Raw genomic sequence first — 14,697 nt, 5'->3', positions numbered from 1 at the left:
AGCGAGGCGCCCGACGCGGCCGAGGGGCCGGATCCGGGCAAGGCGCCCGAAGTCGGCAGGCCGCCGGGGGCGGCGGAGACCTCCGAGGGCCGTCTCGTGAAGAGCGACGCCGACGGCGAGACGTCGGCCGACGGTTCCGGAGGCCCGGAGAGCGACGGGACCCCGGACAGCGCAGACGGCGTCGCCGGGACGGACGGCCCCGGTGACGCAGGCGGCGCCGGCAGCGCGGGCGGTGACGGTCGATGAGGGACGGGGAGCCGCTCATACGGTGGGTCTGGATCGGCGATCACGTCGGTGAGCTGGCCCACTACACCGGGGTCCATCTGCGGCTGGGCCTCCTGCCGGTGCTGTTCGGACTGATCATCTCCGTGCCGCTCGGCATGCTCTGCCACCGCTACCGGTGGGTCTACCCGCCCACCCTGACCGCGGCCAACGTCCTGTACTCCATCCCGTCGCTGGCCCTGTTCATGATCTTCGTCCGCTACACGGGGCTCACCGAACGCACGGTCATGATCCCGCTGACCCTGTACACGCTGTCGGTGCTCATCCCCAACGTCGTGGACGGACTGGCCTCGGTGCCCGATCCGGTACGGCAGGCGGCCACCGCGATGGGCTTCAGCACGGTCCGCCGGGTCGTCCAGGTCGAACTGCCGATCGCCGTGCCCGTCGTCGTCGCCGGTGTACGGGTCGCCGCGGTCTCCTCGATCAGCCTCGTCGCCGTGGGACAGCTGATCGGCCAGGGCGGCCTCGGCTACTACATCACCCGGGGCCTCCAGCTCGACTTCCCGACCCCGATCATCACCGCGACCGTACTGATCATGCTGCTGGCCCTCGTCACCGACGCACTGCTCGTCCTGGCGCAGCGGCTGCTCACGCCGTGGGCCCGCGGCAAGGGGGCGAAGGCGTGAACGATCTCCTGAACCAGATCCAGCTCGTCGGCGAGTGGCTGACGTCGTCCGCGCAGTGGCACGGTGACGACGGCATCCCGCACCGGCTCGCGGAGCACCTGACCTACAGCGGTCTGTCCCTGCTCTTCGCGACCGTGATCGGGCTGGCGTTCGGCCTGCTGGTCGGTCACACCGGCCGCGGCGCGTTCGCCGTCGCCACCGTCGCCAACCTCGCGCGCGCGATCCCCACCTTCGGCCTGGTCGTCCTCGTGGTGACCCTCGCCGGACTGAGTACCGCCCCCGTGCTGGTCGCCCTGGTGGCGCTGGCCGTCCCGCCGATCCTCATCAACACCTTCGAGGGGGTCCGCGGTGTCGACCCCGACGCCCGGGACGCCGCGAAGGGGATGGGCATGACCGGCTGGGAGGTCCTGCTGAAGGTCGAGGTGCCGATGGCGCTGCCGCTGATCCTGCTCGGCCTGCGCGTCGCCGCCATCCAGGTGGTGGCCACGGCGACCGTGGCCGCGTACCCCGGTCTCGGCGGTCTGGGCCGCTACATCGTCGACGGGCTCTCCCGCAACGACTACCAACTGGTCATCGGCGGCTCCGCCGTCGTCGTGGCGCTGGCCCTCGTCGTCCAGGCCGCCTTCACCGCGTTGCGGCGCGCCGTCGTCTCGCCGGGGCTGCGGCCCGCGGCGGCCAAGTCATGAACCACCGGAACCACCGGGACCACCGGAACCATCGGGACGACCGGACCCACCTGCCCGGCGCGCACCAGAACCGGGCGCAGGCCGCACCCGAGCACCACCCGAGACCCGAGCCGTACCTGAGAAAGGGAACACCCATGAAAGCCACGTACCGTACCGCCGCCTTCGGTCTTGTCGCCGCGCTCTCCCTGACCCTCACCGCCTGCGGAGGCAGTGACGACAGCGACGACAATCCGCTGACAGGCAGCAGCGGCGACAGCGGCGGCGGCAAGGCCATCGTCGTCGGCTCGGCGAACTTCCCCGAGAACCAGCTGCTCGCCGAGATCTACGCGCAGGCCCTGGAGGACAAGGGTCTGAAGGTGACCCGCAAGTTCGACATCGGCGCCCGCGAGGTCTACTACGACCAGGTCGTCAAGGGAGGCATCACCGTCTTCCCCGAGTACAACGGCGCCCTGCTGTCCACGGCGGTCGACAAGAAGAGCACCGCCACCGGCACGGAGGAGATCAACACCGAGCTGAAGGCGAAGCTCCCCAAGTCGGTCGAGATACTCGACTCCGCCGCGGCCGAGGACAAGGACTCGGTCACGGTCACCGCCGAGACCGCCGCCAAGTACAAGCTCAAGTCCCTGGCCGACCTCAAGCCGGTCGCGAAGGACCTGACCATCGGCGCCGGTTCCGAGTTCAAGACCCGCACCCAGGGCGGGGTCGGCCTGAAGGACGTCTACGGCGTCGAGTTCGGCAAGTTCCAGCCGCTGGACGCGGGCGCCCAGAGCACCCTGCTGAAGCTGCTGAAGGACGACAAGGTGCAGGCCGCCAACCTGTACACGACCGACCCCGCCATCGTCGAGGACAAGCTGGTGGTCCTGGAGGACCCGAAGAACCTCTTCTCCTCGCAGAACGTCACGCCCCTCGTCTACAAGTCCGCGGTGAACGACAAGGCCAAGTCGGCGCTCAACGCCATCTCGGCCAAGCTCACCACCGAGGACCTGCTGGACATGATGAAGAAGATCAGCAACGACAAGGAGGACTCCGCGGACGTCGCGAAGGAGTGGCTGACGTCGGCCGGTCTCGCGGGCTGACCCGGACGGGGACAGGGGTGAGCGACACGGAGGGAGCGGACGCGGGCACCGACGGCGGTACGTCCTCCGGGGCGGGCGCGCCCACACGGCTGCACCAGCTCTTCGAGGGCCGCCGTCTGACGCCCACCCAACGGCGTATCGCCCACTGTCTGGTCCGCCGGACGGCCGCCGCGCCGTTCCTGTCGAGCGTGGAACTGGCCCAGCTGGCCGGGGTCAGCCAGCCGTCGGTGACCCGGTTCGCGGTCGCCCTCGGCTTCGACGGGTATCCGGCGCTGCGCAGACATCTGCGCGACGTCGTACCCGTCGGGCCGGCCGTGGACACACGGCCGGCCAACCCCTACCAGCAGGCGGTACGGGCCGAGGTCGACAACCTGCTCCAGCTGGCGTCCCTGCTGGCCGACCCCGGGCCGGTGGAGGAGGCGGGCAGGCTGCTCGCCGCCTCCCGGCCGCTGCCCGTGCTCGGGCTGCGCGCCTCCGCGGCCCAGGCGCGCGGCTTCGCCTACTTCGCCGCGAAGGTGCACCCCGACGTGCGCCTGCTCGACGAGGGCGGATCGCTGCTCGCCGACCGGATCGACGCGGCCCGTCACGCGGGGGCGAGCGCGCTGCTGTGCTTCGCGCTGCCGCGCCATCCGGCGGAGCTGCTGGCCGCGCTCGACCACGCCCGGGACGCCGGGCTGACCGTGGTGACGATCGCCGACGGCACGTTCGCCCCGGTGGCCGCCCACAGCGACCTGCTGCTGCCGGCCGCCGTGGGCACCGGCCTGGTCTTCGACACGGTGAGCGCCCCCATGCTCCTGGGGCAGGTCCTCCTGGAGGCGATGTGCGACGGCATGCCGGACGCCCAGTCCCGCCTGGAGGAGTTCGACGCGCGGGCCACGGCGAGGGGCCTGTTCGTCGACTGACCCGACCCGACCCGACCCGACCCGACCCGACCTGATCTGACGGGACCGGCCCGGGTCCGGCCCGACCGGGCGCCCGGTCTCTTGGACGCCCGGCGTGCGGTAAGGTTCACCTGCGTCTTCACGCGGTTCACCGCGGCGGGGCGCATCGGGACGTGGCGCAGCTTGGTAGCGCACTTGACTGGGGGTCAAGGGGTCGCAGGTTCAAATCCTGTCGTCCCGACTGGGGACAGTCGCAGGTGAGGGCCGGTTTCGGAGAAATCCGAAACCGGCCCTCGGTCTTTCTGTGATCCTGTGTACGTCCGGGTGCGGGTAGCGCTGGGTGGTGGTCAGCGAGCCGTGGCCGACGATCCGGCGCAGGTGTTCGTAGCCGAGCTCGGTGACCGGACACTCACCTGCGGCTACCAGCACGCCCGCTGACAACCCGCACTGAACTCCCTTGCACAACACGGGAGTTCAGCGCCACGTCTGTCTCCTCGGTGACGAATCCATGGCATTGGGACGTACAACCGGGGGCGCTCGGACCGAGTCGAACTCACCGTACGCGGCCTTCCGCGTACCGAACCGACCGACTCGAAAGGCTCACGTATGCCCCGAGCACACCGCCGGACCCGTACCGCGCTCACCGCACCCCTGGCAGCCGCGGTGCTGCTCGCCGGAGGATTCGGCGCCATGGCTCTCACCGGGGGCCCGGCGCTGGCGGCCACCGGGTCCGCGGACACGCAGGACGACTTCAACGGCGACGGATACGCCGACCTGGTCGTGTCGGCTCCGGACGCCACGATCTCCAGCAAGGCCAAGGCGGGCTACGTGGCCGTCACGTACGGCTCCGCCCATGGGGTCTCCACCGCCAACAAGAAGCTCATCAGCCGCTCCACCAGCGGCGTTCCCGGCTCCGCCACCGCGAACCAGCGCTTCGGGACCAACTTCACCAAGGGCGACCTGGACGGCGACGGCTTCAGCGACCTGGTGATCTCGGGCGGCAGTCCCGGCTCCGTCATCCTCTGGGGCTCCGCCTCCGGACTCACCGGCGGCACGGCCGTACCCGGGTACGGGCAGTCCCCCACGACCGGCGACTTCGACGGCGACGGCAAGACGGACCTCGCCCTGTTCTCCTACCTGTCCGGCGCGGGCGACGACCCGGCGAGCGGTGACGCCACTGTGTGGAAGGGCCCGGTCACCCGTGCCGGACAGCCCACCGCCACCCTGCCGCTGCTGGACAAGGCCGACTGGTGGGGCTACGACGCCGACGACGCGTCCTGCGCCACCAACGGCGGCTGCCAGGAGGACGGCGACTCGATCAGCGGGCCCATCCGCTCCACCCGGACCGGCGACGTCGACGGCGACGGCAAGGACGACATCGTCGCCTGGAAGTACGCGGGCGACGGCCAGTGGAGCAACCGTCTGTTCCTCGGCGGCGGCAGCACGGGCTTCACCAGCGGCTGGGTCCCCTCGGACGGCACGGCGACCGGTACGGGCACCGGCATCGGGGACGTGAACAACGACGGGTTCGACGACGTCGTGGTGGGCAACTACTGGAACGGCGGCAAGGTCCAGATCGCGTTCGGGTCGGCCTCCGGCCTGTCCGAGGAGCGCGTACAGACCTTCGACCAGGACCTGCCCGGCTTCCCCGGCGTGGAGGAGGAGGGCGACGGGATCGGCTCCACGGTCTCGGTGGCGGACGTCAACGGTGACGGCTTCGGCGACATCGCGCTCGGCATCCCGGGCGAGGACATCGGCGACATCACCGACGCCGGGTCCGTCGCCCTGGTCCCCGGCAGCGCCTCCGGTGTCGCGGGCGCCGGTACGCAGACCTTCCACCAGGACACCGCCGGGGTACCCGGAGTCGCCGAGAGCGGAGACGAGTTCGGCGTGAGCAGCGCGCTCTTGGACGTCGACGGTGACGGTCACGCCGACCTCGCGGCCGGTTCCACCGCCGAGAACGAGCAGAACGGCGCGGTCTGGGTGCTGCGCGGCACGGCGACCGGTCTCACGGCCACGTCGTCCCTCGCGTTCGGCGCCGGCGACCTCTCGGCGCCCGCCACGGGCGCCCGCTTCGGCGCGCTCCTGCGCTGAGCGAGCCGATCGGGCAACGGGGGTTCGGTGGGGCGGCCCGGTGCCGCCCCACCGTCATGTCCGGGCGTGGCCGGGGACTTGGCGAGGTCGTCGGCCAGGGAGTCCGGGGTAGAGATCGCACCCTGATTCCTTACACCTCGTCAAAGGCTTCGAGCAGCCGCTCGTACGCCGGCTTCGGCCGCAGGGCCGCGTCCCACGGCAGGGAATCGGCCGTGCGCGGAGGATAGATCTGGGTGTCGGCGGTGGAACCGTACCGGTCGGTGAATCCCCAGGTGGAGAACGATGTGCAGTTCGGCTCCTCCAGGCAGACCCGCAGCTTGCCCGCCATCTCATCGGCCTGGATCTGCCGCCCGTCCTCCTCGTCCTCACCTATGGGGACGTCCATCTCCGACACCCGCGCCTTGACCCCGAGTTCCGCCAGATCCCGCACATGACCGCGGAAGGTCTCCGGGTCGATGCGGTCGCCGGGTGCGTACTCATGGTTCTGGAAACCCACGCCGTCGATCGGCACGCCGCGTTCCTTGAGCCGCTCGACCAGATCGTAAAGGGCGTCCCACCGCTCGCCCTCCTCCTCGACCCCGTACTCGTTCAGGTACAGCCGTGCCTTCGGATCGGCCCGGTGGGCGGCCCTGAACGCCTCGTCGATGTACTCCTCACCCATGGCCTCGAACCACGGGCTCTGCTCGGAGCGCAGACCGAGATCCCCGTTGGTGTAGCTCTTCTCGTCGTCGGACATGGGCTCGTTGACCACATCCCATTCCGCGACCTGTCCCTTGAAGTGCCCGGCGACCATGGCGATGTGCCGGAGCATGGTCCGGCGCACCTCCCCGGGGTCGTCGTTCTCCCGCATCCAGTGGGGCAGAGCCTCGTGCCAGACGAGGGTGTGCGCGTGCACCTTCATGTCGTTGGCGCGGGCGAAGCGTACGAGCAGGTCCGCGTCGCGGAAGTCGTACACGCCCCGGCGTGGGTGGAGGAACTGTGGCTTGAACGCGTTCTCCGGAGTGAGCATGGAGAACTGGCTCCCCGCGAGCGCCCGGTAGCGTGAGTCGGTGAGCAGCGGGTTCTCGGCCAGGGCGGTGCCGACGTCGAACGGCCGCCCCACGTCTTCGGCCCGCGCGCGCAGCGAGTCGTCGGACTGCTCCTGGCGTAGCCGCGGCGCCTTGATCACGCGGAGCGAGTCACCGCTCTCCGCCCGCGCGGTCAGCTGCGTCAGACGCCATCCCTCGCGGCGCTCGTCCTCGTCCTCACCCGCGTCCGCTTCGCCCGCGTCCGCCTCCAGACCGAACCAGACGGTGCCCTCGGCGAACACCCCCGGATCCTGCACGGTTCCCAGCCGCCGCCCGTCGGCTTTCACGTGGAAGGTGTCACCGATGCTCGACACGGCGAGCGTCACCGTCCCGGAGCAGCCGCAGTCGAAATTCTTGGAGGTGGCCGGCTCATCGCCCTCGCCGTCCCATATCTGTACCTTCACCTGTCCGTCGGCGGTCACGCCGACGCGGAGTGAGGGCCGCTCCTGCCGCCATTCGTCGTAGATGACCGGTACCCGTCCGTACAGCCGCAGCCATGAGTCGCCGTCGTCGTCACCCACACCGGACATGCGCGCGGTGACGGTGAAGTCGCCGTCGGACCTGAGATGCGGGCCGGCCAGGTTCAGCGGGGGGTTGGGCCGGCCGCCGGAGGAGTCCTGCTCCACGATGCGCCGATCCGAGGCGCTGACCCGCAGGATGCCGTTCCGCGCGGTGGTGCCCGGCATCTGCGTCCAGTCGTGGTTCCGCAGCAGGTCCTCGTCGTTTCCGCCGCCCGAGTCCTCGCCCTGTCCCGTACACCCGGCCGCCACCGCCATGACGAGCGCCACGGCGGTCAGTCGCTGCCACGTCCCGCCACCAAGGTTCACGGCCCCTCCCACTCTCCTGTCAGAGACGAGATCAACTTCTCGAAACGAGGGCACAGTTCATCACACACGAGGTACGGCCCCCTTGGGGTGGCGGAACAGCGGACACGCCCGATGAGGCGCTGCTCGCGGCGATCGTCCACGTACTGGTCAGTGGCTGCGTCTGACGGGCTCTGCCGCCGTGCGACGCCGGCCGAGATCCCGACGACAAGGGGACAAGGCGTACGACGTGCCACACCTGCGCAGACGGCTGTGGGGAAAGCGCGGGGATGGCGGGCACCTCGACAACTGCGTCGGTCGGCGGAACGACCCGAGCGTTCTCGTCGACCATGCTGCCGCACCGGAGGACTCCAAGATCCGCGACAGGGGCAAGCCGACCTCGGTGAGACGGAAACGTCGCAGGCAGGGGTCACCTTCGGGTGCCCCCTACTTCGTGTGCGAGGGTCCCACCCGGGTCCCGGTGTCCGTGATCTCGGCGAGGGGCCGGTCGTCACTGCCGGGGCTCACGTCCTGGAGCCCGCGTTCCGCCGTGTTGGCGGCGAGCCCGGACGTCGTGTAGGCGGCGCGCAGCCGCAGTTCGAAGTCCTTCCGCCATTCCGTGCTGTCGTGGACGACGCTGATCTGTGTCACCCGAGCACACCAACTGCCTTGCTGTGCAGGTAAGTTGCTGCTTTCGGCATGTCGGGTCGGCGGTCGGCCGGCAGCGGCGCCCGGTGGTCAACGTCCGGTATTTCGGTCGTAGTTCGAGGTTTCGGTGCCGAAATCTAGGGCCGCGCCCGCAGCCCGTCAATACCTTTGCCGCACCTGTGTGGGACCGGTGCCGCAGATGTGCCGGACCGGTGCCGTGGACGCGAGCCGCATGGCACCGCTCCGCAACCGTCCGCTTCCGGCGCGTTACTCAAACGTGACGTGCCTCCTGCTGTCCGCCCCCTTGACCGGCATGAATTGTTAGCGCTCACAATGACCTCCGCAATCACCGGCCGACATCCGGGGCCGGCGCAGGCCCGGCACGGGTCCGGCACGGGAAGTTCTCGTTGTACGACCGCCAAGGAGGTGCGGCATGGCACAATCCCAGCTTCGGCCGCCCACCATGGCCGATGTCGCGCGACTGGCGGGCGTGTCCCATCAGACCGTTTCCCGTGTGCTGGGGGATCACCCCAACGTGCGGGACGAGACCCGGGCCAAGGTGCTGCACGCGATCGAGGAGATGGGCTACCGCCGGAACTCCTCCGCACGAGCCCTGGTCACCCGCCGCACCCGGACCCTGGGTGTGGTCGCCTCGGACACCACGCTCTACGGTCCGGCCAGCACCCTCTTCGCGCTTGAGGAGGCGGCACGCGCCGAGGGCTACCTCGTCTCCACGGTCAGTCTGCGCAAACTGACCGTCGAGAAGCTGGCCGAGGCGCTGGACCACCTCAGCGAGGGCGGGGTGGAGGGAGTCGTCGCCATCGCCCCGCAGCGGTCGGCGGTCGAGGCCCTCGCGGAACTGCGCCACCCGTTCCCGGTGGTGACCGTGGGCAGCGGGCCCGGCGTGGGGATCCCCAGCGTGAACGTGGATCAGCACCTGGGCGCCCGTCTTGCCACCCGTCATCTGCTGGCCGCCGGCCACCGTACGGTCTGGCACCTCGCCGGACCCGAGGACTGGCAGGAGGCCGCCGACCGGGCGGCGGGCTGGCGTGCCACCCTCGAAGCGGCGGGCGTGGAACCGCCGTTGATCCTGCGCGGGGACTGGAGCCCGCTGTCGGGCTACCGGGCCGGCCAGGAACTGGCGGGCTGGCTGGGCCGCGGGCTGACCGCGGTCTTCGTCGCCAACGACCAGATGGCGCTGGGGGTGTTGCGCGCCCTGCGGGAAGCGGGGGTGCGCACTCCGCAGGACGTGGCGGTGGCGGGCTTCGACGACATCCCGGAGTCGGAGTTCTTCGCTCCGCCGCTCACCACCGTCCGGCAGGACTTCGCGGCGGTCGGCAAGCGGAGCATCGCCCTGCTCCTGGATCTGATCGAGGGCAGGGAGCCGTCCGGGGCGCTGCGGATCGCCATCGAACCCCAACTCGTCGTCCGCGCAAGCACGTTCCCGTACACCTCCGACCAGGGCGCCCCACCCGTCTGAAGCCCTGTCTGTTTGACGCACCACCTCGTAGGTCATTTCCCACACGCCCCTGTATGACCGATATTTCGAACAATGATCGACAGGCTGGACATCGTGGGACCTGTCCCGGCGAGCGGCACGAGTACCAGCAGGCCCTTCGAGGCCGGCTCTTCAAAGGAGAAGAACATGCTCAGCAGAAGGAACTTCCTCACCGCGGCGGTCGGCGTTGCGGCGGCGGGCGGCCTGGCGGCCTGTGCCAAGGAGGACGACAGCTCCTCCGGCTCCGACTCCAGCAGCGGTGGTGGCAAGAAGATCACCCTCGGCTTCGCCCAGGTCGGCTCCGAGAGCGGCTGGCGCACGGCCAACACCAAGTCCGTCAAGGAAGCCGCCAAGGACGCCGGTTACACCCTGAAGTTCTCCGACGCCCAGCAGAAGCAGGAGAACCAGATCTCGGCGATCCGCAGCTACATCGCCCAGAAGGTGAACGTCATAGCCTTCTCGCCGGTGGTCGTCACGGGCTGGGACGCGGTGCTCAAGGAGGCCAAGACCGCGAAGATCCCGGTCATCCTCACCGACCGCTCCATCGAGACCTCCGACGACACCCTGTACGTCTCCTTCATCGGCTCCGACTTCATCGACGAGGGCCGCCGCGCGGCCAAGATGCTGGAGAAGGTCCTGGACAAGGCCGGCCACAAGGGCCCGGTGAAGATCGCACAGCTGGAGGGCACCACCGGCGCGGCCCCCGCGATCGAGCGGGCCAGGGGCTTCAAAGAGATCATGGACGCCGAGCACAAGGACGACTGGAAGGTCGTCGTCAGCCAGACCGGCGACTTCACCAGGGCCGGCGGCAAGCAGGTCATGGCGGCCTTCCTGCAGTCCAACCCGGACATCAACGTGCTCTACGCGCACAACGACGACATGGCCCTCGGCGCCATCCAGTCCATCGAGGCGGCCGGCAAGAAGCCCGGCAAGGACATCCTGATCGTCTCGGTCGACGGCGTGAAGGACGGCTTCGTCGCGATGTCCGAGGGCAAGATCAACGGGATCGTCGAGTGCAACCCGCTGCTCGGTCCCCAGCTGATGGAACTCGTCAAGAAGGTCAACGACGGCGAGACGGTGGAGCGCCGGATCAAGACCGAGGAGGGCGACTTCCTGCAGGAGCAGGCCAAGGAAGCCCTCCCGACCCGCAAGTACTGACCTGTACCTCAGGTACTGACAGGTACTCACCGACCGACCGCACCTACCGCCAGGGAGCCTCCGTCCGAGGGGGCTCCCTGCGGGCCTGAACGAACATCCGGGCCTGAACGACCATCCGGGTCCGAAACGAATATCCATGAGGAGCGCTGCCATGGCAGAGCCGCCGCCCGTCCTGGAGATGACGGGCATAGTCAAAGAGTTTCCGGGGGTTCGGGCTCTGTCGGGTGTCGACTTCCGGCTCTTCCCCGGCGAGATCCACGCCCTGCTCGGCGAGAACGGCGCCGGCAAGTCCACCCTCATCAAGGTGCTGACCGGGGTCTACTCCCTGGACGGCGGCACCGTCACCCTGAACGGCACGTCCGTACGGTTCCACAGCCCGTCGCAGGCCCAGCAGGCCGGGATCAGCACGGTCTACCAGGAGGTCAACCTCTGCCCCAACCTGTCGGTGGCGGAGAACATCTTCATCGGCCGCGAGCCCACCCGCTTCGGCCGCATCCAGTGGAAGCGGCTGCGCCGCGAGGCCGCCGAGCTGGTCGACCGGCTCGGCCTCGACATCGACGTCGAGGCCCCGCTCTCCTCGTACCCGCTGGCCGTGCAGCAACTGGTCGCGATCGTACGGTCGGTGGGCACCGGCGACAGCGACGGCTCCGGGTCGGGCACCAAGGTGCTGATCCTCGACGAGCCGACCTCCAGCCTCGACCGCGACGAGGTGCTCGAACTCTTCGCCCTGATGCGGCGGTTGAAGGGCGAGGGCGTGGCGATCCTGTTCGTCTCGCACTTCCTCGACCAGATCTACGAGGTCTGCGACCGGATGACGGTCCTGCGCAACGGCGCCCTGGTGGGCGAGCACATGGTCCGCGACCTCGACCAGGTCGGCCTCGTCCAGCTGATGATCGGCAAGGCCCTGGACCAGCTGGAGGAGCTGCACGACCACCAACTCCACGCGGACGTGGGGGAGTTGCTGCTCACGGCCGACGGCGTCGGCCGGGCCGGCGGTATCGCCCCCTTCGACCTGGAGATCAAGAAGGGCGAGGTCATCGGACTCGCCGGACTGCTCGGCTCCGGCCGCACCGAACTGGCCAGGCTGCTCTTCGGCGCCGACCAGCCGGACACCGGCAAGGTGACCATCGGCGGCAAGCAGGTCTCGATGAGCGCCCCGAACGACGCCATCGCCGCCGGCGTCGCGTTCTGCTCGGAGAACCGCAAGACCGAAGGCCTCGTACCGGACCTGACCGTGCGGGAGAACATCATCCTCGCCCTGCAGGCCACCCGCGGCTGGACCCGGCCCATCCCGGTCGCCCAGCGCGACGAACTCGTCGCCAAGTACATCAAGGCCCTGGACATCCGGCCGGCCAACCCCGAGTCCAGGGTGGGCCAGCTCAGCGGAGGCAACCAGCAGAAGGTGCTGCTCGCCCGCTGGCTGATCACGCAGCCGAAGCTGCTGATCCTGGACGAGCCGACGCGCGGCATCGACATCGGCGCGAAGGCCGAGATCCAGAAACTGGTGGTCTCGCTCTCCGAGGAAGGCATGGCCGTGCTGTACATCGCGGCCGAGCTGGAGGAGGTCCTGCGGCTCAGCCACACCATCGGCGTGCTGCGCGACCGCAAGCTCGTGGCCCAGCTGGCCAACGGGCCCGAGATCACCCCCACCCGGATCCTGGAGACCATCGCGAGCGGAGAGCACCAGTGACCACCACGCCCCGATGGCGAGCGCTGACCCGCCATCATCTGTTCTGGCCGGTCGCCGTGCTGGTCATCCTGCTGCTCGTCAACGTCCCGTTCACACCGGACTTCTTCTCGATCAAGATGACGGACGGCCACCTCTACGGCAGCCTCGTCTCGATCGTCCTCTTCGGCTCGCCCCTCATCCTGGTCGCCGTCGGCATGACCCTGGTCATCGCCACCGGCGGCATCGACCTGTCCGTCGGCGCGGTGGTCGCCATCACCGGCGCCCTGACCTGTTCGTACATCAGCGACCAGGCCGACCAGGACGCGCTCTCCGGAGTGCTCCTCGCGATGGGCATCGGCCTGGCGGCCGCGGTCGTCTGCGGTCTCTGGAACGGCTTCCTGGTCGCCCGGATGGGCATCCAGCCGATCATCGCCACGCTGATCATCATGGTCGCCGGCCGCGGTGTCGCCCAGCTCATCACCGACGGACAGATCATCACCGTCAACAGCGAGCCGTACAAGCTGATCGGCGGCGGGTACTGGCTGACGCTGCCCTTCTCCATCTTCGTGGTGGCCGCCGTGGTCGCCGTCACCGTGGCACTGACCCGCCGCACGGCTCTCGGCCTGCTCGTGGAGTCGGTCGGCGGCAACGCCGAGGCCAGCCGCCTGGTCGGCATCCGCTCCCGCCGCATCAAGATCATGGTGTACGTGTTCTGCGCGCTGTGCGCCGGGATCGCGGGCCTCATGATCAGCTCCAACACCTCGGCCGCGGACGGCAACAACGCCGGTCTGTGGATCGAGCTGGACGCGATCCTCGCCGTCGTCATCGGCGGTACGTCGCTGCTCGGCGGCCGGTTCTCCATCGGCGGCACGGTCGTCGGCGCGCTCGTCATCCAGACGCTCACCACCACGATCTACACCATCGGCGTGCCCACCCAGACCAACCTGGTCTTCAAGGCCGCCGTCGTCATCATCGTCTGCCTGATGCAGTCCCCGAAGTTCCGCGCCAAGGTGTTCGGCGGCGGTCGCTTCGGCGGACGGTTCGGCGGGAAGAGGGGCGCCGGGCAGGCCGCGGCCCCGGCGGACACCGCGACGACGCCCGAGACCGTACGCACGATGGAGGTCTCGTGATGACCACGACCACCCAGCAGCCCAAGGCGTCGGGCGGCAGCACGCCGAGCAGGGCGTCACGCGTCCTCGCCGACCGGCGCCTGCCCGTCCTGGTGACGGCCGGGCTCTTCCTCCTCATGTACGCCATCGGCCTCAGCCGGTACCAGAACTACGGGTTCGCCGAGACGCAGGTGTTCCTGAACCTGTTCATCGACAACGGCTACCTCCTGGTCGCGGCCGTCGGTGCCACCTTCGTCATCCTCTCCGGCGGCATCGACCTCTCCGTCGGCTCGGTCATCGGCTTCACCACCATGCTCACGGCCTGGCTGGTGGAGAAGCAGGGCCTGCCACTGGTGATCGTCATCCCCATCGCCCTGGGCGTGGGGGCCTTCGGCGGCTACCTCATGGGCTATGTGATCCAGAACTTCGAGATCCAGCCGTTCATCGTGACCCTCGCGGGACTGTTCCTCTTCCGCGGCCTGTGCCTGGTCATCAGCAAGGAGTCGATCTCCATCACCGACTCCTCGGTGAGCAGCATGGCCCAGGCACAGGTGTCCGTGGGAGGCGGGTTCCTGTCGATCGGGGCGATCGTCTCACTGGTGGTGCTGGCGGCGGCGTTCTACGTGCTGCACTACACACGGTTCGGCCGACGGGTGTACGCCGTCGGCGGCAACGAGCAGTCCGCGCTGCTGATGGGACTGCCGCAGGGCGGCACGAAGATCGCGGTGTACACGATGAGCGGGTTCTGCTCCGCGCTGGCGGGGCTGTTGTTCACGCTGTACATCCAGTCCGGTGACCCGCTGCACGCGACGGGTCTCGAACTCGACGCGATCGCCGCGGTCGTCATCGGCGGGACGCTGCTGACGGGCGGGTCCGGGTATGTGGTGGGCACGTTGTTCGGTGTCCTCGTGCTCGGGCTGATCAAGAGTCTGATCCAGTTCGAGGGCACGTTGAGTTCGTGGTGGACGAAGATCGCCACGGGTGTGTTGCTGTGTGCGTTCATCCTGATCCAGCGGACGATGACGACGCGCCGAAAGGCGTAGGGCTCCGCCCCTGGCCCGGTGGGGGTTGCTCGCGCAGTTCCCCGCGCCCCCAGGCAC

The 14,697-nt window shown here is 69.3% G+C and carries 12 protein-coding genes and 1 tRNA gene; 11 read left to right on the top strand and 2 right to left on the bottom strand.

The features are described 5' to 3' along the window. The first annotated feature begins 242 nt into the window (after nucleotides 1–242). The 6 genes from ACFVH5_RS34825 (at nucleotide 243) to ACFVH5_RS34800 (ending at nucleotide 5,645) form a co-directional block, all read left to right on the top strand. Entirely contained in the window at nucleotides 243–908 is a 666-nt protein-coding gene (locus tag ACFVH5_RS34825) for an ABC transporter permease (RefSeq protein ID WP_107019304.1), read from the top strand. Beyond that, complete coding sequence (locus ACFVH5_RS34820) at nucleotides 905–1,594, top strand: ABC transporter permease (RefSeq protein WP_384807298.1); 690 nt, start codon at nucleotides 905–907, stop codon at nucleotides 1,592–1,594. Before ACFVH5_RS34825 ends, ACFVH5_RS34820 begins: the two co-directional genes overlap by 4 nt. A gap of 134 nt (nucleotides 1,595–1,728) precedes the next feature. Further along, a complete protein-coding gene (locus tag ACFVH5_RS34815) occupies nucleotides 1,729–2,670 on the top strand; it encodes an ABC transporter substrate-binding protein (protein WP_385837671.1) in 942 nt (313 codons plus the stop codon). A gap of 89 nt (nucleotides 2,671–2,759) precedes the next feature. After that, nucleotides 2,760–3,572, top strand: a complete 813-nt coding sequence (locus ACFVH5_RS34810) for a MurR/RpiR family transcriptional regulator (RefSeq protein ID WP_385837680.1) — start codon at nucleotides 2,760–2,762, stop codon at nucleotides 3,570–3,572. 146 nt (nucleotides 3,573–3,718) lie between these two features. Beyond that, nucleotides 3,719–3,792: transfer RNA gene (locus tag ACFVH5_RS34805), tRNA-Pro, on the top strand. 365 nt (nucleotides 3,793–4,157) lie between these two features. Next, nucleotides 4,158–5,645, top strand: coding sequence for an FG-GAP and VCBS repeat-containing protein (locus tag ACFVH5_RS34800; protein WP_385837670.1), 1,488 nt, complete (start codon nucleotides 4,158–4,160; stop codon nucleotides 5,643–5,645). Between the two features lie 130 nt (nucleotides 5,646–5,775). Here ACFVH5_RS34800 and ACFVH5_RS34795 read toward each other — a convergent pair whose 3' ends face one another. Then, nucleotides 5,776–7,539, bottom strand: coding sequence for an endo-1,4-beta-xylanase (locus ACFVH5_RS34795; protein WP_385837668.1), 1,764 nt, complete (start codon nucleotides 7,537–7,539; stop codon nucleotides 5,776–5,778). Between the two features lie 423 nt (nucleotides 7,540–7,962). Next, nucleotides 7,963–8,166, bottom strand: coding sequence for a hypothetical protein (locus tag ACFVH5_RS34790; protein ID WP_385837667.1), 204 nt, complete (start codon nucleotides 8,164–8,166; stop codon nucleotides 7,963–7,965). Between the two features lie 430 nt (nucleotides 8,167–8,596). Between ACFVH5_RS34790 and ACFVH5_RS34785 the strand changes: the two genes are divergently transcribed. The 5 genes from ACFVH5_RS34785 (at nucleotide 8,597) to yjfF (ending at nucleotide 14,640) form a co-directional block, all read left to right on the top strand. Further along, nucleotides 8,597–9,643 (top strand): LacI family DNA-binding transcriptional regulator, encoded by a 1,047-nt coding sequence (locus ACFVH5_RS34785; protein ID WP_384807286.1) that lies wholly within the window; start codon nucleotides 8,597–8,599, stop codon nucleotides 9,641–9,643. 165 nt (nucleotides 9,644–9,808) lie between these two features. Continuing rightward, on the top strand, nucleotides 9,809–10,819 hold the full coding sequence (locus ACFVH5_RS34780) for an ABC transporter substrate-binding protein (protein WP_385837666.1): 1,011 nt from the start codon (nucleotides 9,809–9,811) through the stop codon (nucleotides 10,817–10,819). 151 nt (nucleotides 10,820–10,970) lie between these two features. Continuing rightward, entirely contained in the window at nucleotides 10,971–12,509 is a 1,539-nt protein-coding gene (locus ACFVH5_RS34775; protein ID WP_385837665.1) for a sugar ABC transporter ATP-binding protein, read from the top strand. Next, complete coding sequence (locus ACFVH5_RS34770) at nucleotides 12,506–13,618, top strand: ABC transporter permease (RefSeq protein ID WP_385837664.1); 1,113 nt, start codon at nucleotides 12,506–12,508, stop codon at nucleotides 13,616–13,618. Before ACFVH5_RS34775 ends, ACFVH5_RS34770 begins: the two co-directional genes overlap by 4 nt. Continuing rightward, nucleotides 13,618–14,640 carry a galactofuranose ABC transporter, permease protein YjfF gene (gene yjfF, locus ACFVH5_RS34765; protein ID WP_385837663.1) on the top strand — a complete coding sequence of 341 codons (1,023 nt, stop codon included), beginning with the start codon at nucleotides 13,618–13,620 and terminating at the stop codon, nucleotides 14,638–14,640. Before ACFVH5_RS34770 ends, yjfF begins: the two co-directional genes overlap by 1 nt. Nucleotides 14,641–14,697 lie beyond the last annotated feature (57 nt).

Origin of the sequence: Streptomyces sp. NPDC127119, assembly GCF_042677425.1 — a bacterium.
In the GTDB taxonomy this organism is placed as follows: Bacteria; Actinomycetota; Actinomycetes; order Streptomycetales; family Streptomycetaceae; genus Streptomyces.
The sequence above is the reverse complement of the archived record's forward strand: the minus strand, read 5'-3'. Positions and strand labels throughout refer to the sequence as shown.